Source organism: Streptomyces sp. TRM68367, assembly GCF_014495685.1.
Taxonomy (GTDB): Bacteria; Actinomycetota; Actinomycetes; order Streptomycetales; family Streptomycetaceae; genus Streptomyces.
Window position 1 is genome coordinate 237,148 of sequence record NZ_JACTVI010000001.1, and the last position, 20,901, is coordinate 258,048.

18 protein-coding genes are annotated in these 20,901 nt (G+C 71.3%); 14 read left to right on the forward strand and 4 right to left on the reverse strand.

All coding sequences use genetic code 11. The features are described from left to right. Positions 1-4: 4 nt before the first annotated feature. A complete protein-coding gene (locus H8R17_RS01070; RefSeq protein ID WP_187821163.1) occupies positions 5-1,018 on the reverse strand; it encodes a LacI family DNA-binding transcriptional regulator in 1,014 nt (337 codons plus the stop codon). Between the two features lie 356 nt (positions 1,019-1,374). On the opposite strand from H8R17_RS01070, the gene H8R17_RS01075 reads away from it, so the two are divergent. The 7 genes from H8R17_RS01075 to H8R17_RS01105 all read left to right on the forward strand — a co-directional run bounded on the left by H8R17_RS01075 (position 1,375) and on the right by H8R17_RS01105 (position 10,898). Beyond that, entirely contained in the window at positions 1,375-3,306 is a 1,932-nt protein-coding gene (locus H8R17_RS01075) for an acyl-CoA dehydrogenase family protein (RefSeq protein WP_187821164.1), read from the forward strand. Between the two features lie 114 nt (positions 3,307-3,420). Next, positions 3,421-4,692 (forward strand): 1-deoxy-D-xylulose-5-phosphate reductoisomerase, encoded by a 1,272-nt coding sequence (dxr, locus tag H8R17_RS01080; RefSeq protein ID WP_187821165.1) that lies wholly within the window; start codon positions 3,421-3,423, stop codon positions 4,690-4,692. 8 nt (positions 4,693-4,700) lie between these two features. Continuing rightward, positions 4,701-5,993 (forward strand): RIP metalloprotease, encoded by a 1,293-nt coding sequence (locus tag H8R17_RS01085; RefSeq protein ID WP_187821215.1) that lies wholly within the window; start codon positions 4,701-4,703, stop codon positions 5,991-5,993. 168 nt (positions 5,994-6,161) lie between these two features. Then, positions 6,162-7,319, forward strand: coding sequence for a flavodoxin-dependent (E)-4-hydroxy-3-methylbut-2-enyl-diphosphate synthase (ispG, locus tag H8R17_RS01090; protein WP_187821166.1), 1,158 nt, complete (start codon positions 6,162-6,164; stop codon positions 7,317-7,319). A 217-nt stretch (positions 7,320-7,536) separates the two neighbouring features. Further along, positions 7,537-8,385 carry a GNAT family N-acetyltransferase gene (locus H8R17_RS01095; RefSeq protein WP_187821167.1) on the forward strand — a complete coding sequence of 283 codons (849 nt, stop codon included), beginning with the start codon at positions 7,537-7,539 and terminating at the stop codon, positions 8,383-8,385. 152 nt (positions 8,386-8,537) lie between these two features. Next, positions 8,538-9,110 (forward strand): GNAT family N-acetyltransferase, encoded by a 573-nt coding sequence (locus H8R17_RS01100; RefSeq protein WP_187821168.1) that lies wholly within the window; start codon positions 8,538-8,540, stop codon positions 9,108-9,110. Positions 9,111-9,194: 84 nt separating this feature from the next. Beyond that, positions 9,195-10,898 (forward strand): proline--tRNA ligase, encoded by a 1,704-nt coding sequence (locus H8R17_RS01105; protein WP_187821169.1) that lies wholly within the window; start codon positions 9,195-9,197, stop codon positions 10,896-10,898. 312 nt (positions 10,899-11,210) lie between these two features. Here the strand turns inward: H8R17_RS01105 and H8R17_RS01110 are convergent, their stop codons facing one another. The 3 genes from H8R17_RS01110 to H8R17_RS01120 all read right to left on the reverse strand — a co-directional run bounded on the left by H8R17_RS01110 (position 11,211) and on the right by H8R17_RS01120 (position 13,382). Further along, a complete protein-coding gene (locus H8R17_RS01110) occupies positions 11,211-12,119 on the reverse strand; it encodes an aminoglycoside phosphotransferase family protein (protein ID WP_187821170.1) in 909 nt (302 codons plus the stop codon). A gap of 37 nt (positions 12,120-12,156) precedes the next feature. Then, entirely contained in the window at positions 12,157-12,621 is a 465-nt protein-coding gene (locus tag H8R17_RS01115; RefSeq protein WP_187821171.1) for a ferritin-like domain-containing protein, read from the reverse strand. A 167-nt stretch (positions 12,622-12,788) separates the two neighbouring features. Then, complete coding sequence (locus tag H8R17_RS01120) at positions 12,789-13,382, reverse strand: hypothetical protein (RefSeq protein WP_187821172.1); 594 nt, start codon at positions 13,380-13,382, stop codon at positions 12,789-12,791. Between the two features lie 203 nt (positions 13,383-13,585). Here H8R17_RS01120 and rimP point away from each other — a divergent pair, with 203 nt between their 5' ends. The 7 genes from rimP (at position 13,586) to truB (ending at position 20,650) form a co-directional block, all read left to right on the forward strand. Next, positions 13,586-14,083, forward strand: coding sequence for a ribosome maturation factor RimP (gene rimP, locus H8R17_RS01125; RefSeq protein WP_187821173.1), 498 nt, complete (start codon positions 13,586-13,588; stop codon positions 14,081-14,083). A 2-nt stretch (positions 14,084-14,085) separates the two neighbouring features. Then, positions 14,086-15,072: a transcription termination factor NusA gene (gene nusA / locus H8R17_RS01130; protein WP_187821174.1), complete on the forward strand. Its 987-nt coding sequence runs from the start codon at positions 14,086-14,088 to the stop codon at positions 15,070-15,072. Between the two features lie 89 nt (positions 15,073-15,161). Beyond that, positions 15,162-15,458 (forward strand): YlxR family protein, encoded by a 297-nt coding sequence (locus H8R17_RS01135; RefSeq protein ID WP_187821175.1) that lies wholly within the window; start codon positions 15,162-15,164, stop codon positions 15,456-15,458. Between the two features lie 146 nt (positions 15,459-15,604). After that, complete coding sequence (infB, locus tag H8R17_RS01140; RefSeq protein ID WP_187821176.1) at positions 15,605-18,670, forward strand: translation initiation factor IF-2; 3,066 nt, start codon at positions 15,605-15,607, stop codon at positions 18,668-18,670. 280 nt (positions 18,671-18,950) lie between these two features. Next, positions 18,951-19,244, forward strand: a complete 294-nt coding sequence (locus H8R17_RS01145) for a DUF503 domain-containing protein (RefSeq protein ID WP_187821177.1) — start codon at positions 18,951-18,953, stop codon at positions 19,242-19,244. Between the two features lie 48 nt (positions 19,245-19,292). Continuing rightward, the gene (gene rbfA, locus H8R17_RS01150; RefSeq protein ID WP_187821178.1) at positions 19,293-19,745 is read left to right on the forward strand and encodes a 30S ribosome-binding factor RbfA; all 453 of its coding nucleotides are present in this window, start codon (positions 19,293-19,295) and stop codon (positions 19,743-19,745) included. Continuing rightward, positions 19,742-20,650 (forward strand): tRNA pseudouridine(55) synthase TruB, encoded by a 909-nt coding sequence (gene truB, locus H8R17_RS01155; RefSeq protein ID WP_187821179.1) that lies wholly within the window; start codon positions 19,742-19,744, stop codon positions 20,648-20,650. The genes rbfA and truB overlap by 4 nt, the downstream gene beginning before the upstream one ends. Positions 20,651-20,901: the final 251 nt, after the last annotated feature.

Genomic DNA, 20,901 nt, shown 5'->3' on the forward strand with positions numbered 1-20,901 from the left:
CTCGTCAGGGTGTGGACGGCGCCGGACCCGTGCTCGTCCGGACCGTCAGCTCGGGGGCGATCAGCACAACTTCGTCGGTGCCCCGCCCCTCCACCTTCGCGACGAGGCGTTCCACGGCATGCCGGCCCATCTCCTGCGCGGGGATGGCCACCGACGTCAGCCGCACCGAGGCCTGGGTCGCGACCTGCTCGGGGCAGATCGCCACCACCGACACGTCCTCCGGCACGGCCCGGCCCTGCTGCCGCAGCAGGGCGAGCAGCGGCTCGACCGCCGACTCGTTCTGCACCACGAACCCCGACGTGCCGGGGCGCTCGTCGAGGATCCGGGCGAGGGTCACGGCCATCGCGTCGTACCCGCCCTCGCACGGCCGGTGCAGCACCCCCACCCCCAACTCCTGCGAACGGGACCGGAGTCCGTCGAGGGTGCGCTCGGCGAAACCGGTGTGCCGCTCGTACACCGCGGGGGCCTCGCCGATGACAGCGATGTCGCGGTGCCCCAGCATCGCCAGATGCTCCACACACAGCGCACCTGTCGCCCTGAAGTCGAGATCGACGCAGGTCAGACCGGTGGTGTCGGCGGGCAGCCCGATGAGCACCGACGGCTGGTCGGTGCCCCGCAGCAACGGCAGCCGCTCGTCGTCCAGCTCGACGTCCATCAGGATCATCGCGTCGGCGAGCCCGCTTCCGGTGACCCGGCGCACCGCGTCGGGGCCCTCCTCACCGGTGAGCAGCAGCACGTCGTAGCCGTGGGTACGGGCCGTGGTGGCCACCGCGATCGCGATCTCCATCATCACCGGCACGTACATGTCCGTGCGCAGCGGCACCATCAGCGCGATGATGTTGGACCTGCTGCTGGCCAGGGCGCGTGCCCCGGCGTTCGGGTGGTACCCCAGCTCGCGGATGCTCTGCTCGACCCGGTGCCGGGTGGTCGCGGAGATGGACCGCTTGCCGCTGAGGACATAGCTCACCGTGCTCGCCGAGACTCCGGCGTGCTGGGCGACCTCGGCGAGGGTGACCATCCAGCTCTCCAAGCTCTTGTGAAGCGCTTCGACAGTGCGCGATGCGAATAAGGGCGGGGGGTGAGGGTGGTTCGACAGTAGCTCCACCGGGGGTGGGTGTCCATAGGATGTCGAAGCGCTTCGACAGGCTTCCGTGGCTTTCGGGGGAGTGTTCCCGCGGCCGTGTCGGCCGAACGGCGGTGCGAAGGGTGGTGGGTCCGCCCCGAATCGGGTACATACGATCGAGTAGCACCGGTCAGTAACGTACGTCCGCAAGATCGCGAATGGCCGGTCCTGCCGCTCGGCACCACCGGACCCGCCGGCCGGTCCTGCCGGGTGCACGGTCCACGATCCCGACTCGCGGCGAGGTGAGCCTCATGTCCGCAGCACCAAGCAAGCCAACCGTCACCGAGCGTGAGGCCCGCCAGGTGGCTGAGGCCGCCCGGGAGCAGAGCTGGCGCAAGCCCAGCTTCGCCAAGGAGCTGTTCCTCGGCCGGTTCCGGCTCGACCTCATCCACCCCCACCCCCTCCCGGCAGACCAGGACGCCCAGCGCGGCGAGGAGTTCCTGGCCAAACTGCGCGACTTCTGCGAGACCAAGATCGATTCGGCCCGCATCGAGCGGGACGCCCGGATCCCCGACGAGGTGATCAACGGGCTCAAGGAGCTCGGCGCCCTCGGCATGAAGATCGACACCGGGTACGGCGGCCTCGGCCTGACCCAGGTCTACTACAACAAGGCCCTCGCCCTGGTCGGCTCCACGAACCCGGCGGTCGGCGCGCTGCTGAGCGCCCACCAGTCGATCGGCGTGCCGCAGCCGCTGAAGCTGTTCGGCACGCAGGAACAGAAGGACACCTTCCTGCCGCGCTGCGCCCGCACCGACATCTCCGCCTTCCTGCTCACCGAGCCCGACGTCGGCTCCGACCCCGCGCGCCTGGCCACCACCGCGGTACCGGAGGGCGACGAGTACGTCCTCGACGGGGTCAAGCTGTGGACCACCAACGGCGTGGTCGCCGACCTCCTCGTCGTCATGGCCCGGGTGCCGAAGTCCGAGGGCCACCGTGGCGGCATCACCGCGTTCGTCGTCGAGGCCGCCTCGGAGGGCGTCACGGTCGAGAACCGCAACGCCTTCATGGGCCTGCGCGGCATCGAGAACGGCGTCACCCGCTTCCACCAGGTGCGCGTCCCGGCCGCCAACCGGATCGGTGAGGAGGGCCAGGGCCTGAAGATCGCGCTGACCACGCTGAACACCGGGCGCCTGTCGCTGCCCGCGATGTGCGTGGGCGCCGGCAAGTGGTGCCTGAAGATCGCCCGCGAGTGGTCCGGGGTGCGCGTGCAGTGGGGCAAGCCGGTCGCGCTGCACGAGGCGGTCGGCTCGAAGATCGCGTTCATCGCGGCGACGACCTTCGCGCTGGAGGCCGTACTCGACCTGTCCTCGCAGATGGCGGACGAGGACCGCAACGACATCCGCCTCGAGGCCGCCCTCGCCAAGCTGTACGGCTCGGAGATGGCCTGGCTGATGGCCGACGAACTGGTCCAGATCCGCGGCGGCCGCGGCTTCGAGACGGCCGAGTCCCTCCGGGAGCGCGGCGAGCGCGCGGTCCCCGCCGAGCAGGTCCTGCGCGACCTGCGCATCAACCGCATCTTCGAGGGCTCCACCGAGATCATGCACCTGCTGATCGCCCGCGAGGCCGTCGACGCCCACCTGTCCGTCGCGGGCGACCTGATCGACCCTGGCAAGTCCCTGCCGGACAAGGCCAGGGCGGGCGCGAACGCGGGCGTCTTCTACGCCAGGTGGCTGCCCAAGCTGGTCGCCGGACCAGGCCAGCTCCCGGGCTCCTACGGCGACTTCAAACACGGCATCGACCTGTCCCCGCACCTGCGCTACGTCGAGCGCTCGGCCCGCAAGCTGGCCCGCTCCACCTTCTACGCCATGTCCCGCTGGCAGGGCCGGATGGAGGGCAAGCAGGGCTTCCTGGGCCGGATCGTCGACATCGGCGCCGAACTGTACGCGATGAGTGCGGCCTGCGTGCGCGCCGAACTCCTGCGCAGCCGGGGCGAGAACGGCCGCGAGGCCTACCAGCTCGCCGACGCCTTCTGCCGCCAGGCCCGCATCCGCGTCGAGGAACTCTTCGCCCGCCTGTGGACCAACACCGACGACCTCGACCGCAAGGTCGTCAAGGGTGTCCTGGCGGGCCGCTACGAGTGGCTGGAAGACGGCATCGTCGACCCGTCGGGGGAGGGGCCCTGGATCGCGGACGCGACAACCGGCCCGGCACGGAGGGAGAACGTGCACCGGCCGATCCGGTGACCGACGACTCCCACGGGGGGCGTGCGTGTGGCGGCGCGTGCCCCCCCGTGGGCGTGTGCCCCCTGAGAGGGACGCGCTGTCCTCCCGCAGGTGCGTTCCGGCAACAATGGGGGCATGAGCGACTCTCCAGCCCCCCTCGCCGACCCGCACCTCGTGTACGACCCGGTCGCCGGCGACGGCCCGAAGGACGTGGTGATCCTCGGCTCCACGGGGTCGATCGGCACCCAGGCCATCGACCTCGTCCTGCGCAACCCCGACCGGTTCCGGGTCACCGGCCTGTCCGCCAACGGCGGCCGCGTCGACCTGCTCGCCGAGCAGGCGCACCGGCTGCGGGCCGGCACGGTCGCGGTCGCCCGCAAGGACGTCGTACCAGCGCTGCGTGAGGCGCTCGCCGCGCGGTACGGCGCGGGGGAGCCGCTCCCCGAGATCCTGGCCGGACCGCGCGCGGCCACCCAGCTCGCCGCGGCTGATTCCGCGCAGTGTCACACCGTGCTGAACGGCATCACCGGCTCCATCGGACTCGCCCCGACCCTCGCCGCCCTGGAGGCGGGCCACACCCTCGCGCTCGCCAACAAGGAGTCGCTCATCGTGGGCGGCCCGCTGGTCAAGGCCCTCGCCAAGCCCGGCCAGATCATCCCGGTCGACTCCGAGCACGCCGCCCTCTTCCAGGCGCTGGCCGCCGGCACCCGCGCCGACGTGCGCAAGCTGGTCGTCACCGCCTCCGGCGGCCCCTTCCGCGGCCGTACGAAGGAGGAACTGGCGAGCGTCACCGTCGAGGACGCCCTCGCGCACCCCACGTGGGCCATGGGCCCGGTGATCACGGTCAACTCCGCGACCCTCGTCAACAAGGGCCTGGAGGTCATCGAGGCACACCTGCTCTACGACATTTCCTTCGACCGCATTGAGGTGGTCGTGCATCCCCAGTCGTATGTCCACTCGATGGTTGAGTTCACGGACGGATCAACAGTGGCCCAGGCGACACCCCCCGACATGCGCGGGCCGATCGCCATCGGCCTCGGCTGGCCCGAGCGGGTCCCCGGCGCGGCGCCCGCCTTCGACTGGAGCGCGGCGTCGACGTGGGAGTTCTTCCCGCTCGACGACGAGGCGTTCCCCTCGGTCGGCCTGGCCCGGCACGTCGGCCGGCTCGCGGGGACCGCGCCGGCGGTGTTCAATGCGGCCAACGAGGAGTGCGTGGACGCGTTTCTGCGCGGCGCGCTGCCGTTCAGCGGGATCATGGACACTGTCACAAGGGTGGTCGAGGAGCACGGCACCCCCGTCACGGGAACTTCACCGACCGTGTCGGACGTCCTCGAAGCGGAGACCTGGGCGCGGACCCGGGCCCGGGAACTGACAATGCGGACGGCGAGCGCGGAGGCGCGTGCATGACGACCCTGATGTTCATCCTCGGCATAGTGCTCTTCGCCGTCGGTCTGCTGGTCTCGATCGCCTGGCACGAGCTGGGGCACCTGTCGATGGCCAAGCTGTTCGGTGTCCGCGTGCCGCAGTACATGGTCGGCTTCGGCCCGACCATCTGGTCGCGCAAGAAGGGCGAGACAGAGTACGGCATCAAGGCGATCCCGTTCGGCGGCTACATCCGCATGATCGGCATGTTCCCGCCCGGACCCGACGGCCGTCTGGAGGCCCGCTCCACCTCACCGTGGCGCGGCATGATCGAGGACGCCCGTGCGCAGTCCTTCGAGGAACTGCGCCCGGGCGACGAGAACCGCCTGCTCTACACGCGCGCGCCCTGGAAGCGCGTGATCGTGATGTTCGCGGGCCCGCTCATGAACCTGGTCCTGGCGGTGGCGCTCTTCCTCGTCGTCCTGATGGGCTTCGGCATCACCCAGCAGACCACCACGGTCAGCTCGGTCTCCAAGTGCGTCATCGCACAGAGCCAGAACCGCGACGACTGCCGGTCCTCCGACCCCTCCTCCCCGGCCGCGGCCGCGGGCCTGAAGGCGGGCGACAAGATCGTCTCCTTCAACGGCATGCGGACCGACTCCTGGAACCAGCTGTCCGACCTGATCCGCGCCAACCCCGGCAAGGAGGTGCCGATCGTCGTCGAGCGTGACGGCAAGGCCGTCACGCTGCACGCGAAGATCGCCACCAACCAGGTCGCCAAGAAGGACTCCAGCGGCCAGATCGTCCAGGGCGAGTACGTCAGCGCGGGCTTCCTCGGCTTCAGCGCGGCCACCGGCGTGGTCAAACAGGACTTCGGCGAGTCCGTGACGTGGATGGGCGACCGCATCGGCGATGGCGCCGAAGCCATCGCCGCCCTGCCCGGCAAGATCCCCGCCCTGTGGAACGCCGCCTTCGACGGCGCCCCGCGCGAGGCAGACTCCCCGATGGGCGTGGTCGGCGCGGCCCGCGTCGGCGGCGAGATCGCCACGCTGGACATCCCGGCGACCCAGCAGCTGGCCATGTTCGTCATGCTGGTCGCCGGCTTCAACCTCTCCCTGTTCCTGTTCAACATGCTCCCGCTGCTGCCCCTCGACGGCGGCCACATCGCGGGCGCGCTGTGGGAGTCCCTGCGCCGCAACACCGCCAAGGTGCTGCGCCGCCCGGACCCGGGCCCGTTCGACGTGGCGAAGCTGATGCCGGTGGCGTACGTCGTGGCGGGGGTCTTCATCTGCTTCACGATCTTGGTCCTGATCGCGGACGTGGTTAACCCGGTCAGAATCTCCTAGCCACACGGCGTTCGCGGCGGCCCGGCTTGCTCTCTGCCGGGCCGCCTTCCTTCGAGTGGGTTTAACGGCGTGATGTGCTTGGGCCAAGGCTCGTGCCGTAATCTCGGAGCTCGGAGCCCGCTGCTGACGGGACCGGGCCTTGATCCACGACTTGGGGTTGCACAGCAGATGACTGCGATTTCTCTCGGCATGCCGTCCGTTCCGACCAAGCTCGCCGAGCGCCGGCAGAGCCGGCAGATCCAGGTCGGTTCCGTGGCGGTGGGCGGGGACGCCCCCGTGTCCGTGCAGTCGATGACCACGACTCGTACGTCCGACATCGGCGCCACGCTCCAGCAGATCGCGGAACTGACCGCGTCCGGCTGCCAGATCGTGCGGGTCGCGTGTCCGACGCAGGACGACGCCGACGCGCTCGCGACCATCGCCCGCAAGTCGCAGATCCCGGTGATCGCGGACATCCACTTCCAGCCCAAGTACGTCTTCGCCGCGATCGAGGCCGGCTGCGCGGCCGTCCGCGTCAACCCCGGCAACATCAAGAAGTTCGACGACCAGGTCAAGGAGATCGCCAGGGCGGCCAAGGACCACGGCACCCCGATCCGCATCGGCGTGAATGCGGGCTCCCTGGACAAGCGCCTGCTCCAGAAGTACGGCAAGGCCACCCCGGAGGCCCTCGTCGAGTCGGCCCTCTGGGAGGCGTCCCTGTTCGAGGAGCACGACTTCCGCGACATCAAGATCTCGGTCAAGCACAACGACCCGGTGGTGATGATCGAGGCCTACCGGCAGCTGGCGGCGCAGTGCGAGTACCCGCTGCACCTCGGTGTCACGGAGGCGGGTCCGGCGTTCCAGGGCACGATCAAGTCGGCGGTGGCCTTCGGGGCGCTGTTGAGCGAGGGCATCGGGGACACGATCCGGGTGTCGTTGTCGGCGCCGCCGGTGGAGGAGGTCAAGGTCGGCATCCAGATCCTGGAGTCCCTGAACCTCAAGCAGCGCGGCCTGGAGATCGTCTCCTGCCCGTCCTGCGGCCGCGCCCAGGTCGATGTCTACAAGCTGGCCGAGGAGGTCACGGCGGGCCTCACCGGCATGGATGTCCCGCTCCGCGTCGCCGTCATGGGCTGCGTCGTCAACGGCCCCGGCGAGGCCCGCGAGGCCGACCTCGGCGTCGCCTCCGGCAACGGCAAGGGTCAGATCTTCGTCAAGGGCGAGGTCATCAAGACCGTCCCCGAGTCCAAGATCGTCGAGACTCTCATCGAGGAGGCGATGAAGATCGCCGAGGAGATGGGGGCAGACGGCGTGGCCTCGGGCGAGCCGTCGGTATCGGTCGCGGGCTGAGCGGAGGTTGCGGGCAGCGCGCCTAAAGGTGCGCGGGGAACCGCGCGACCAGCCGCACACCACAGGCACGCGCCGGCCCACAGGGACCCCCGAGCTCCTGGGCGCCCCGCAGCCCACGGTCACCGACAAACGAGCGGCCCCCGACACAGGGCGGCACCGCCCAGCTTCCGCAGGTACAGTGCGGAGACCAGCAGACCTGAGCGTGAGGGCCCCGCACGTGTTGACGCAGACCACCTCCCGGGTCCTCGAACCGAGCGACCTGGACGCCGCGCTCGCCGTCCTCGACCGCGAGCCCCTCGTGAACGCCTTCGTGACGTCCCGGGTCCAGGTCGCGGGCCTGGACCCGTGGCGGCTCGGCGGCGAGATGTGGGGCTGGTACGAGGACGGCATGCTGACGTCCCTGTGCTACGCCGGTGCCAACCTGGTCCCGATCTGCGCCACTCCCCGTGCCATACGGGCCTTCGCAGACCGGGCGCGCCGGGCGGGCCGCCGCTGCTCCTCCATCGTCGGCCCCGCCGAGACCACCGCCCGGCTGTGGCGGCTCCTCGAACCGAGCTGGGGCCCGGCCCGCGAGGTCCGCCCCCACCAGCCCCTCATGGTCACCGACGAGATGCCCGCCGGCATCACCCCGGACCCCTACGTCCGCCGCGTCCGCAAGGACGAGGTGTCCGCGATCATGCCGGCGTGCGTGGCGATGTTCACCGAGGAGGTCGGTGTCTCCCCGATGGCCGGCGACGGCGGCCTCCTCTACCAGGCCAGGGTCGCCGAACTCGTCGGCGCCGGCCGCTCCTTCGCCCGCTTCGACGCCGACGGCAAGGTCGTCTTCAAGGCCGAGATCGGCGCGGCAACCCACCAGGCCTGCCAGATCCAGGGCGTCTGGGTGGCCCCCGAACACCGCGGCACGGGCCTGGCGGCCCCCGGCATGGCAGCCGTACTGCGCTATGCGCTGGCCGGCGTGGCCCCGGTCGTGAGCCTGTACGTCAACGACTACAACACCCCGGCGCGCAGGGCGTACCAGAGGGTGGGCTTCACCGAGGTCGGCGCCTTCATGAGCGTGCTGTTCTGAGAGGCGTCAGGGGCAGCTGACGCAGGGGCGCGGGGGTGTGTCGACATGCGGCTCCGCCGCGTGGGCGCGACCAGCCCCACGACCCGCAGCCGAACGGCAACCTCCGCAGTCCCCGGCGCTATTCAGCGAAGCGCACCGGTAGTCTCGCCCACATGCTGCGTTTCCCCGGTCACGGTCACCGCCGCTCCCCCGACGACATCGTGATCGGCCCCCTCGACCTGGTGGCCCGCGTCGACGAGGCCCTCGCCGTCCAAGCGGTGGCCTTCGGCCTCGGCCCCGACGAAGTCGCCGTACGCCGTCAGATCGTCCTGCGCCACATGACGTACCCGGGAGCCCGGGCCCTCGGCGCCACCACCGGAGGTGATCGCCTCGTCGGGTTCGTCTACGGCATGCCCAACGACCGCGCCCACTGGTGGTCCACGGTCGTGGAGCCGTACCTCCGCGCCCAGGGCCACGACGACTGGCTCGACGACTCCTTCGTGATCACCGAGCTGCACGTCCACCCGCGCTACCAGAACGGCGGCATCGGCCGCACCCTGATCACCACGATCACCGACGGCGCCGCCGAACCCCGCTCGATCCTCTCCGCGATCGACACCGACAGCCCCGCCCGCAGCCTGTACCGCTCCCTCGGCTACCGCGACCTCGCCCGCCAGGTCCTCTTCCCCAGCGCCCCCAGGCCGTACGCCGTGATGGGCGCCCCGCTGCCGTTGCTCAGGCCGTGAGCGCCACCCAAACCGATTTCCACCGTGATGGGTGCCCCGGCTAACCTCGGGCCATCACTCATACGCAGCAGGAGCAGAAGAACCATGGCGAACGCACCGGTCCAGCGCATCTCCCAGTTGATGGCAAAGACGCTGCGCGACGACCCGGCGGACGCCGAGGTCCTCAGCCACAAGCTGCTGGTCCGCGCCGGGTACGTCCGCCGCACCGCCGCGGGCGTGTGGTCCTGGCTGCCGCTCGGCAAGAGGGTGCTGGCCAACGTCGAGCGGATCGTCCGCGAGGAGATGGACGCCATCGGCGCCCAGGAGGTGCTGCTTCCCTCCCTGCTGCCGCGTGAGCCGTACGACGCCACGGGCCGCTGGGACGAGTACGGCCCCGAGCTGTTCCGCCTGAAGGACCGCAAGGGCGGCGACTACCTCCTCGGCCCCACCCACGAGGAGATCTTCACCCTCCTCGTCAAGGACCAGGCGTCCTCCTACAAGGATCTGCCGGTGATCCTCTACCAGATCCAGACCAAGTTCCGGGACGAGGCCCGGCCCCGCGCGGGCATCCTGCGCGGCCGTGAGTTCCTGATGAAGGACTCGTACTCCTTCGATGCCGCCGACGAGGGCCTCGCCGCGTCGTACGCCCTGCACCGCCAGGCCTACCAGCGCATCTTCGAGCGACTCGGCCTCGACTACCGCATCTGCGCCGCGACCGCCGGCGCGATGGGCGGCTCCAGGTCCGAGGAGTTCCTCGCCCCGGCCGACGCCGGCGAGGACACCTTCGCGGACTGCCCGCACTGCGACTTCGCGGCCAACACCGAGGCGATCAGGTACGACATCAAGCCGGTGGACGCCTCCGGTGTGCCGGCCGCCGAGGACATCCCGACCCCCGACACCCCGACGATCGAGACCCTGGCCGCATCCCTCGGCGTCCCGGCCTCCGCGACCCTGAAGAACCTCCTCGTGAAGGTCGCCGGCGAGATCGTCGCCGTCGGGGTGCCCGGTGACCGCGAGGTCGACCTGGCCAAGGTCGAGGCGCACTTCGCACCGGCGCCCGTGGAACTGGTCACCGTCGAGGACTTCATCAACCGTCCCGACCTGGTCCGCGGCTACGTTGGCCCGCAGGGGCTGGACAAGGTCAGGTACATCGCCGACCCGCGCGTGGCCCCCGGCACGGCCTGGATCACCGGCGCGAACAAGGCCAACACGCACGCGAAGAACCTCGTCGCCGGGCGTGACTTCGAGGTCGGCGAGTACGTCGACGTCGTGGTCGTCCAGGAGGGCGACCCCTGTCCGAAGTGCGGCACGGGCCTCAAGCTCGACCGCGCCATCGAGATCGGCCACATCTTCCAGCTGGGCCGCAAGTACGCCGACGCCCTCAAGCTCGACGTCCTCGGCCAGAACGGCAAGCCGGTCCGCGTCACCATGGGCTCCTACGGCGTAGGAGTCTCCCGCGCGGTCGCGGCCCTCGCCGAGCAGACCGCCGACGACAAGGGCCTGTGCTGGCCGGCCGAGGTCGCCCCGGCGGACGTCCACGTGGTCGCCGCAGGCAAGGCCCTCCAGACCGAACTGGCCCTCGACGTCTCCGAGAAGCTGGCGGCGGCCGGCGTCCGCGTCCTGTGCGACGACCGTGCGGGCGTCTCGCCGGGCGTGAAGTTCACCGACGCGGAACTGATCGGCGTACCGCAAATTCTGGTAGCGGGCCGCCGCGCCTCCGAAGGCATCGTCGAACTCAAGGACCGCAAGACCGGCAACCGCGAGGAACTCCCGGTCACCGAGGCCATCACCCGCCTGACGACGACCTGACCTACGGCACACCGCACTCCCGGCCGGGCTGACGCACGCAGCCCGGCCACGGGACCCGTTCGAGCGGCATGGGGAAGCGCGAGTGTTCAAGCGGCCTGGGGAAGTGCGAGAACGCCCCGCAGCCCCGCCTGGACGGCCACCCGCAGGGAGGGGCACGTCCGATGGCTCGTCTCGACGCGGCAATCTCAGCCCGTCCGGCGTTTGAGGACGAGGCCGTTCAGGCCGCAGCGGGGGTCCAGGGGCGGCAGCCCCCGGGGACGGGACGGGCAGGGGCGGCGGGGGCGAGACAAACCCGGCGGCAACCGCATCGCCCTACAGCCAGCCGGCGAACTCCAGCAGCAGCTCCGCATCCTGCCGGCGGCCAACCCTGAGCGCCCGTACCCCCGACTCCACCGCCCGGAACAGCGTCCACCCCCGCAACCGCTCCTGATCCACATCCAGCGACTCCGCGAGCCGTCTGACCCGCCGCCGTGTCGTCGCCGCACCCGACGGCTGGGCGATCAGATCCTCCACCCGGTCCCGGACCAGCCGCGCCAGATCGAAGGCACACTCGCCGACCACCGGATCAGGCCCGACCGCCAGCCACGGCATCCGCTCCCCGGACAGCACCTTGCTCTGCCGGAACGTCCCGTGCAGCAACCGCCGCTCGGGCGGCACGGCCAGCAACTCCGCGCGGGCCGCGAGCGCCGCATCCACCAGCGGCGCCACCTCCGCGTCGGCCTCCACTCCCGCCCGCATCGCCTCGGCCTGCCGCCCCGTCCGCTCTTCGACCGTCTCAAACACCTGCGCTGGCCCCTCACCAGGCGGCTCCACCCACAGCCGCCGCAACGTCCCCGCCGCCTCCAGCAGCGCCTTCGCCTCCGGCAACGACCGCACCGACACATCCGGATGCAGCCGCTCCAGCAACAGCACCCCCTCTGCGGTGAACGGCTCGAGCAACTGCACGGCACCCACCCCGCCCCAGTGCGCCAGCGCGGCCCGCTCGCTCTCCGGACGGGCCCGGCGCGGCGCCAGTTTGAGCACCGCGGGCGTCCCGTCCGGCCGCCGCACCAGCACCACCAGACTGCTGCGCCCCCCGGGCACCTGCACCCGCTCCACGGTCAACTCGCGTAGCGCGACGGCCTGCTGCGCCTGATCGGGCAGCTTCGCCAGCCAGTCGTCGGCGTCGGGAGCGCTCTCACCGAGCGCCCTGACCAGCCGCCGCGGCGGTTCGAACACCATGCGCGAGTCGTTCCCTTCCGGTTCGGTTACCCCCGTGTCACCCCTTCGGTGGCGCCGACGCCGAGGCGGCACCCGCCCGCTCGGCGAGACCAGGGAAGGCTACGCTCCCGCCGCGCCAGCGCACCGCCCGGACCGCCGCCTCCCGCAGCGCCTGCGCGGCCGTGCGCCGCCGCCCGCCCTCAGCTGCCCGAACCAGGTCGGAGTACACCCCGGCGACCCGCTCCTCCAACTCGGCGGCGAGCCGCACGGCCGCGCCCGAGTCCGCCACCGGGAACGGCAGCGCGTACCCGGCGGCCGCGGCGACCGGCTCACCGCCCAGATCGCGCACCTCGCGCGCCAGCGCGTCCCGCCGCGCCCGGTGCGCGTCGTACCCCGTCCGCGCCTCCACCTGCCGCGCCCGGCCGATCCGGCCCCCGACGACGCCGTACCCGTACACCGCCGCATGCTCGGCCGCCAGCGCCGCCTGAAGCGCCCGGAGCACCTGCGCATCCGCCTCGCTCACCGCTCACCACCCGCCGTCGAACCGCCTGCCACCGAACCGCCTGCCACCGAGCCACCCGCCGTCGAGCCACCCGTCATGGAGCCACCCGCCGTCGAGCCGCCTGCCGCCCCGCTCACCTCCCCGGCCCCCCGCCTCTCCGGCCGCCGGTCCCACGCTTCGCTCACCCGTCACCTCTCCGTCAGCAGATACACGTGCCCCGCCCCGGCCGCCGCGACCGAGGCCAGGAGCCGGGCCAGTTCCCCCGGCACGGCGAGCAGCGCCTCGGCGCGCCGGTCCGCGAGGGCGCGTTCGGCGGCGGCGAGCTCGGCGAGGGCATCCTTCTCGTTCCCCGGCACCGGGGCCGGCGGCGAAACGGACGGTGACACCGAAGCAGACGCCTTCTGGTCACCCCCGGCCTTCGAATCACTCCCGGCCTTCCGCTCACCTTCAGCGTTCGACTCAGCCCCAGCCGCCCCCTTCCTCCCACCCCCGAACGCCTCCGCATGGCGCACGGTCTCCGCCCGCAACGGCCGCAGCCGCCCCGCCAGGCCCGGATACGCGGCGAGCACGGCGTCGTACCGCGCCACCAACTCCTCGCTGTCCCGGGCCGCACGCGCGCGTGCCCGGTCGGCGGCCGACGGGCGGCTGCCGGAGCCGCCCGGGCCGTCGGAGTCCCCGGACCAGGCGGAACAGCCCACGAGGAGGGCCGACCCGGCGGCCGAAACGAGCAGGCTCCTTCTGCGCGGCCCCGAGGGGATACGCGACGGTGGGGGGAAGGGCACGGCAGACGTCCTCGGGGCACTCGTACGGAAGAGGCGGCGCAGGCGGCGGCACGCCCGTGATCACGGTACCCGTGACCCCGCCCGCCGCCACTCATCGGCACCGTCCGTGACCGGGTGGACGGCAACACCCTCCTGGACCGGATACGCTTTCACCAGACACGCGACCTTCCCACAACAGCACACGCGGCCGAGGAGTCACCCGGATGAGCACCACCCAGAGCGAGAGGCTGCGAGAACTGCTGGAACCGCTCGTCACCTCCACGGGCCTGGACCTCGAAGAGATCGCCGTGGACTCGGTCGGCCGCAAGCGTGTGCTGCGCGTCGTCGTCGACTCCGACACCGGTGCGGACCTGGGCAAGATCGCCGATGTGAGCCGCGAGCTCTCGGCGAAACTCGACGAGACGGACGCGATGGGCCAGGGGGAGTACACCCTGGAGGTCGGTACCCCGGGCGCGGAGCGCCTCCTCACGGAACACCGGCACTACGTGCGTGCCACCGGCCGGCTGGTGAAGTTCCAGCTGGCCGAGGGCGGCGAGCTGGTGGCCAGAATCCTCAAGGTCGACGACGAAGGTCTCGACACCGAGGTGCCCGGGGTCAAGGGACGCAAGGCCACCGCGCGCAGGCTCGCCTTCGAGGACATCGACAGGGCGCGCGTGCAGGTGGAATTCAGCCGCAAGGACAAGAACGAGGAGGAGGCGTAGCCGTGGACATCGACATGAGCGCCCTGCGGGGCTTGGTACGGGAGAAGGAGATTTCCTTCGACCTGCTGGTCGAGGCGATCGAGTCGGCCCTCCTCATCGCCTACCACCGCACCGAGGGAAGCCGCCGGCACGCACGCGTGGAGCTCAACCGGGAGACCGGACATGTGACCGTGTGGGCGAAGGAGGACCCCGACGACCTCCAGGAGGGGCAGGAGCCCCGCGAGTTCGACGACACACCGTCGGGTTTCGGCCGTATCGCCGCCACCACCGCCAAGCAGGTGATCCTGCAGCGGCTGCGCGACGCCGAGGACGACGCGACGCTCGGCGAGTACGCCGGACGCGAGGGCGACATCGTCACCGGCGTCGTCCAGCAGGGCCGCGACCCGAAGAACGTGCTGGTCGACGTCGGCAGGCTGGAGGCCATCCTGCCGGTGCAGGAGCAGGTGCCGGGGGAGACGTACCCGCACGGGATGCGGCTGAGGTCGTACGTCGTCCGGGTGGCGAAGGGCGTCCGCGGCCCGTCCGTGACCCTGTCCCGCACGCACCCCAATCTGGTGAAGAAGCTCTTCGCCCTGGAGGTGCCGGAGATCGCCGACGGGTCGGTCGAGATCGCCGCGATCGCCCGTGAGGCCGGTCACCGGACGAAGATCGCCGTCCGCTCCACCCGCAGCGGCCTGAACGCCAAGGGCGCCTGCATCGGCCCCATGGGCGGCCGGGTGCGCAACGTCATGGGCGAGCTGAACGGTGAGAAGATCGACATCGTCGACTGGTCGGACGACCCGGCGGAGATGGTCGCCAACGCGCTGTCACCCGCGCGGGTGTCCAAGGTGGAGGTCGTGGACATGGCGACCCGGTCCGCGCGCGTGACGGTGCCGGACTACCAGCTGTCCCTGGCGATCGGCAAGGAAGGCCAGAACGCCCGGCTCGCCGCCCGGCTCACCGGCTGGCGGATCGATATCCGGCCGGACACCGAGCAGGCCGGGGAATAGTCCCAGCCGCAGGCCGGTTGGATCACGACAACAGCTGTTCGATCCCTACCCCGAAGGGGTGAGGTCGGCGCGGGGAGGTAGACTTAAGGGTGTCTGGCCGGACACGCGCCCGAGCATGCCCTGAACGCACCTGTGTGGGGTGCCGGGAACGAGCGGCCAAGGCTGATCTGCTGCGGATCGTGGCGATCAAGGGTGAATGCGCCCCTGATCCTCGCGGTACGCTGCCCGGCCGGGGTGCGTATGTGCACCCCGCTCTGGTCTGTCTCGACCAGGCGGTACGCCGCCGGGCGTTCACGCGGGCACTGCGCGCCCCGGGAGCGCTCGACACAAAGGCGTTGCGCCGATACGTCGAGCGGACAACAGTTGCTGAGCAGGCAACACGGTAAGACGTGCCGTACGGAATCCCGTGCGGTGTAGGTACCTCGCGAGTCGAAAGCAGGTCGAGATTGCGATGAGCACTCGATGAGTACGCGATGAGTACGCCCATGAACTAGCGACGGTCCGGCCGCAACCCGGACCTCAAAGGAGCGAAGTGGCTAAGGTCCGGGTCTACGAACTCGCCAAGGAGTTCGGCGTCGAGAGCAAGGTCGTCATGGCCAAGCTCCAGGAACTCGGTGAATTCGTCCGTTCGGCGTCTTCGACCATCGAAGCGCCCGTAGTACGCAAGCTGACTGACGCCTTCCAGGGCGGCGGTGGCAACGGCAAGTCCGCCGCGAAGCCCGCAGCCCCCAAGAAGGCGACCCCCCGTCCCGCCGCGCCCTCTCCGGCGCAGGGTGGGGGTACCTCCCACGGCGCTAAGCCAGCGGGGGAGCGTCCGGCTGCACCGAGGCCGGCCGCACCCAAGCCCCCGGCGGCCCAGCAGCCCGCGGCCCCCTCGGCGCCGTCCGCGCCGGCCCCGGGTCCGCGTCCGACGCCGGGTCCGAAGCCCGCGCCGCGTCCGGCCCCGGCAGCGCCCGAGTTCACCGCGCCGCCGTCGGCCCCGTCCGGGCCGAAGCCCGGCGCGCGTCCCGGTGCCCCCAAGCCCGGTGGCCGTCCGTCCGGTTCCGACCAGGGCCAGCGGGGCCAGCGCCCCGGCGGCCAGGGCCCGCGTCCCGGTGCCCAGTCGCCGCGTCCGGGCGCCCGTCCGTCCGGTCCCCGTCCGGGCAACAACCCCTTCACCTCCGGTGGTTCCACCGGCATGGCGCGCCCGCAGGCGCCGCGTCCGCAAGGCCAGCGCCCCGGCGGCGGCCCCGCAGGCGGCGGTCCCCGTCCGCAGGCGCCCGGCGGCCAGGGCGGCGGCCCGCGTCCGCAGGCTCCGGGCGGTAACCGTCCGAGCCCGGGCTCGATGCCGCGTCCGCAGGGCGGCGGCGCGCGTCCCGGCGGCGGTTCCGCCGGTCCGCGCCCGAACCCCGGCATGATGCCGCAGCGTCCCGCTGCCGGACCGCGTCCTGGCGGCGGCCCTGGTGGTGGTGGCGGCGGCCGTGGCCCGGCCGGTGCCGGTCGTCCCGGCGGCGGTCGTCCGGGTGGCGGCGGCGGTTTCGCCGGCCGTCCCGGTGGCGGCGGCGGTCGTCCGGGCGGTGGCGGCGGTTTCGCCGGTCGTCCCGGCGGCGGTGGCGGCTTCGGCGGCGGCCCCGGCGGCGGTGGCCGTCCCGGCTTCGGCGGTCGTCCCGGTGGTCCGGGCGGTCGCGGTGGCACGCAGGGCGCCTTCGGCCGTCCCGGCGGTCCCGCGCGGCGTGGTCGCAAGTCGAAGCGGCAGCGCCGTCAGGAGTACGAGGCCATGCAGGCCCCGTCGGTCGGCGGCGTGATGCTGCCGCGCGGCAACGGCGAGACGATCCGTCTCTCCCGCGGCGCGTCGCTCACCGACTTCGCGGAGAAGATCAACGCCAACCCGGCGTCCCTCGTCGCGGTCATGATGAACCTCGGCGAGATGGTCACCGCCACCCAGTCCGTCTCCGACGAGACGCTGGAGCTCCTGGCGGGCGAGATGAACTACACGGTTCAGGTCGTCAGCCCGGAGGAGGAGGACCGCGAGCTGCTCGAGTCCTTCGACATCGAGTTCGGCGAGGACGAGGGCTCCGAGGAGGACCTGGTCGTCCGTCCGCCGTCGGTGACCGTCATGGGTCACGTCGACCACGGTAAGACCCGTCTGCTCGACGCCATCCGCAAGACGAACGTCATCGCGGGCGAGGCCGGTGGCATCACCCAGCACATCGGTGCCTACCAGGTCGCGACCGAGGTCAACGGCGAGGACCGCAAGATCACCTTCATCGACACCCCGGGTCACGAGGCGTTCACCGCCATGCGTGCCCGCGGTGCGAAGTCGACCGACATCGCGATCCTCGTGGTGGCGGCCAACGACGGTGTGATGCCGCAGACGGTCGAGGCGCTCAACCACGCCAAGGCCGCCGAGGTCCCGATCGTCGTCGCGGTCAACAAGATCGACGTGGAGGGCGCCGACCCGACCAAGGTGCGCGGTCAGCTGACCGAGTACGGCCTGGTGGCCGAGGAGTACGGCGGCGACACGATGTTCGTCGACATCTCCGCCAAGCAGGGTCTGAACATCGACTCGCTGCTGGAAGCGGTCATCCTGACCGCCGACGCCTCGCTCGACCTGCGGGCCAACCCGGCCCAGGACGCGCAGGGCATCGCGATCGAGTCCCGCCTGGACCGCGGCCGGGGTGCCGTCGCCACGGTGCTCGTCCAGCGCGGCACGCTGCGCGTGGGCGACACCATGGTCGTCGGTGACGCTTACGGCCGAGTCCGCGCCATGCTCGACGACAACGGCAACAACGTCGCCGAGGCGGGCCCGTCCACGCCGGTCCAGGTCCTGGGTCTGACCAACGTCCCGGGCGCGGGCGACAACTTCATCGTGGTCGAGGAGGACCGTACGGCCCGCCAGATCGCGGAGAAGCGCGCCGCCCGCGAGCGCAACGCGGCCTTCGCCAAGCGCACGCGCCGCGTGTCCCTGGAGGACCTGGACAAGGTGCTGAAGGCCGGCGAGGTCCAGCAGCTGAACCTGATCATCAAGGGCGACGCTTCTGGTTCGGTCGAGGCACTGGAGTCCTCCCTGCTCCAGCTGGACGTCGGCGAAGAGGTCGACATCCGGGTCCTGCACCGCGGCGTGGGTGCGGTCACGGAGTCCGACATCGACCTGGCGATGGGCTCGGACGCCATCGTGATCGGCTTCAACGTGCGCGCGGCCGGCCGTGCGGCGCAGATGGCCGAGCGCGAGGGCGTGGACGTCCGCTACTACTCGGTCATCTACCAGGCGATCGAGGAGATCGAGGCGGCCCTCAAGGGCATGCTCAAGCCGGAGTACGAGGAGGTCGAGCTCGGTACGGCGGAGATCCGCGAGGTCTTCAGGTCGTCCAAGCTGGGCAACATCGCGGGTGTGCTCATCCGCTCCGGCGAGGTCAGGCGCAACACCAAGGCGCGCCTCATCCGTGACGGCAAGGTGGTCGCGGAGAACCTCACGATCGAGGGCCTGCGTCGCTTCAAGGACGACGTCACCGAGATCCGCGATGGCTTCGAGGGCGGTATCAACCTCGGAAACTTCAACGACATCAAGGTCGACGACGTCATCGCGACGTACGAGATGCGCGAGAAGCCGCGCGCGTAACAACGCCCGGTTCTGAGGCTGGCCGACGGGGACACGGTTCTCCGTCGGCCAGCCTGCGGTTTCCCAACTCAAGGGGCGCGGGGCTGTATCGATGTGCAGCTTCGCCGCGTGGGCGTGAGAACCACCCACGGACCCGCACACGCGGCACACGGGAGACCCCCCACCAGGCGTCGGGGGTCCGGGGCAAAGCCCCGGACAAATCCGGTCGAGCCGCCGGCAGGCACGGGGTACGGTTCTGCGAGACCTTCGATCCCGCACCGGCGGGTCATCCGGAACACACATGTACGTGGGGACGCTGTCCTTCGACCTCCTCCTCGGCGACGTACGGTCGCTGAAGGAGAAGCGCTCCGTCGTCCGCCCGATCGTCGCCGAACTCCAGCGCAAATACGCTGTGAGCGCGGCCGAGGTCGACCACATGGACCTCCATCGCAGGGCCCTCATCGGCCTCGCGGCGGTCTCCGGCGACGCCGGACACCTCACCGACCTACTCGACCGGTGTGAACGGCTGGTCGCCGGACGCCCCGAGGTGGAACTGCTGTCGGTCAGACGACGCTTCCACGGCGAAGACGACTGACGACCACAGCCCAGGAAACACAGACAGGAAAGAACGGGAGACGGACCAGTGGCCGACAACGCGCGGGCTAAGAGGCTGGCGGACCTCATCCGAGAGGTGGTGGCCCAGAAGCTGCAGCGCGGGATCAAGGACCCGCGGCTCGGCACGCACGTCACCATCACGGACACCCGGGTCACGGGTGACCTCAGGGAGGCGACCGTCTTCTACACGGTGTACGGGGACGACGAGGAGCGGCAGGCCGCGGCCGCCGGTCTGGAGAGCGCCAAGGGCATCCTGCGCTCCGAGGTCGGGCGCGCGGCCGGTGTGAAGTTCACGCCGACCCTCACCTTCGTCATGGACGCCCTCCCGGACACCGCCCGGACCATCGAGGACCTCCTCGACAAGGCGCGCCAGTCCGACGCGGAGGTGCGCCAGACGGCCACCGGCGCCACGTACGCCGGTGGGGCCGACCCCTACAAGAAGCCCGCCTCCACCGACGAGACGGACGACAGCACCGAATGAACGACCGCAAGCCCACCCCGCCCGACGGCCTTGTCATCGTCGACAAGCCGTCGGGCTTCACGTCGCACGACGTGGTCGCCAAGATGCGCGGCATCGCCAGGACCCGGCGCGTCGGGCACGCCGGCACGCTCGACCCGATGGCGACCGGCGTGCTCGTCCTCGGCGTCGAGAAGGCGACCAAGCTCCTCGGGCACCTCGCGCTGACCGAGAAGGAGTACCTGGGCACCATCCGCCTGGGCCAGAACACGGTCACGGACGACGCCGAGGGCGAGGTCACGGTGTCGACGGACGCCTCGAAGGTCACCCGCGACGCCGTCGACGCCGGGATCGCCAAGCTGACCGGCGACATCATGCAGGTGCCGTCCAAGGTCAGCGCCATCAAGATCGACGGCGTGCGCTCCTACAAGCGGGCCCGTGAGGGGGAGGACTTCGACATCCCGGCCCGGCCGGTCACGGTCTCGTCCTTCGCCGTGTACGACGTCCGGGACGCCGTCGCCGACGACGGCACCCCCGTGCTCGACCTGGTCGTGTCGGTGGTCTGCTCCTCCGGCACCTACATCCGCGCCCTGGCCCGCGACCTGGGCGCCGACCTCGGCGTCGGCGGCCACCTCACCGCGCTGCGCCGCACCCGCGTCGGGCCGTACCGGATCGATACTGCCTGCACCCTCGACGAACTCCAGCAGGAGCTGACCGTGCTGCCGCTCGCCGAGGCGGCCGCGGCGGCGTTCCCGCGCTGGGACGTCGACGCCAGGCGGGCCCGGCTGCTCACCAACGGTGTGCGGCTGGAGATGCCCGACGAGTACGCGGGCAAGGGGCCCGTGGCCGCCTTCGGCCCCGAGCAGCGCTTTCTCGCGCTCGTCGAGCAGCAGCGCGGCAAGGCCAAGAGCCTGGCCGTCTTCGGCTGACGGAGACAGGGCGGGGACCGCCTCCGGTCGTCCCGCCCGTGGAGCGGCGAACACGGGGCTGCCACTGCCGCCGCTCCACGGTCCCCCTCGGTTCCCCCACCCCCTAGGCGTATCCAGCCGCTGCCGTCCATTCACCCGTCCGTGCAGGCGCTCGGAGTGAACAGGGGGAGCGGAGGGGGGCGCTTTCGTCGCGCGATCTGTCCTGCTGATCATCCCGCGCCTACCGTCGATGACAGGGCACGGGCAAGCTG

What these genes read in the sequence shown, in the direction of transcription:
- H8R17_RS01070 (WP_187821163.1), bottom strand. Translation starts at nt 1,018, where the DNA reads ATGGTCACCCTCGCCGAGGTCGCCCAGCACGCCGGAGTCTCGGCGAGC.
- H8R17_RS01075 (WP_187821164.1), top strand. Translation starts at nt 1,375, where the DNA reads ATGTCCGCAGCACCAAGCAAGCCAACCGTCACCGAGCGTGAGGCCCGC.
- dxr (WP_187821165.1), top strand. Translation starts at nt 3,421, where the DNA reads ATGAGCGACTCTCCAGCCCCCCTCGCCGACCCGCACCTCGTGTACGAC.
- H8R17_RS01085 (WP_187821215.1), top strand. Translation starts at nt 4,701, where the DNA reads ATGTTCATCCTCGGCATAGTGCTCTTCGCCGTCGGTCTGCTGGTCTCG.
- ispG (WP_187821166.1), top strand. Translation starts at nt 6,162, where the DNA reads ATGACTGCGATTTCTCTCGGCATGCCGTCCGTTCCGACCAAGCTCGCC.
- H8R17_RS01100 (WP_187821168.1), top strand. Translation starts at nt 8,538, where the DNA reads ATGCTGCGTTTCCCCGGTCACGGTCACCGCCGCTCCCCCGACGACATC.
- H8R17_RS01105 (WP_187821169.1), top strand. Translation starts at nt 9,195, where the DNA reads ATGGCGAACGCACCGGTCCAGCGCATCTCCCAGTTGATGGCAAAGACG.
- H8R17_RS01110 (WP_187821170.1), bottom strand. Translation starts at nt 12,119, where the DNA reads ATGGTGTTCGAACCGCCGCGGCGGCTGGTCAGGGCGCTCGGTGAGAGC.
- rimP (WP_187821173.1), top strand. Translation starts at nt 13,586, where the DNA reads ATGAGCACCACCCAGAGCGAGAGGCTGCGAGAACTGCTGGAACCGCTC.
- H8R17_RS01145 (WP_187821177.1), top strand. Translation starts at nt 18,951, where the DNA reads ATGTACGTGGGGACGCTGTCCTTCGACCTCCTCCTCGGCGACGTACGG.
- truB (WP_187821179.1), top strand. Translation starts at nt 19,742, where the DNA reads ATGAACGACCGCAAGCCCACCCCGCCCGACGGCCTTGTCATCGTCGAC.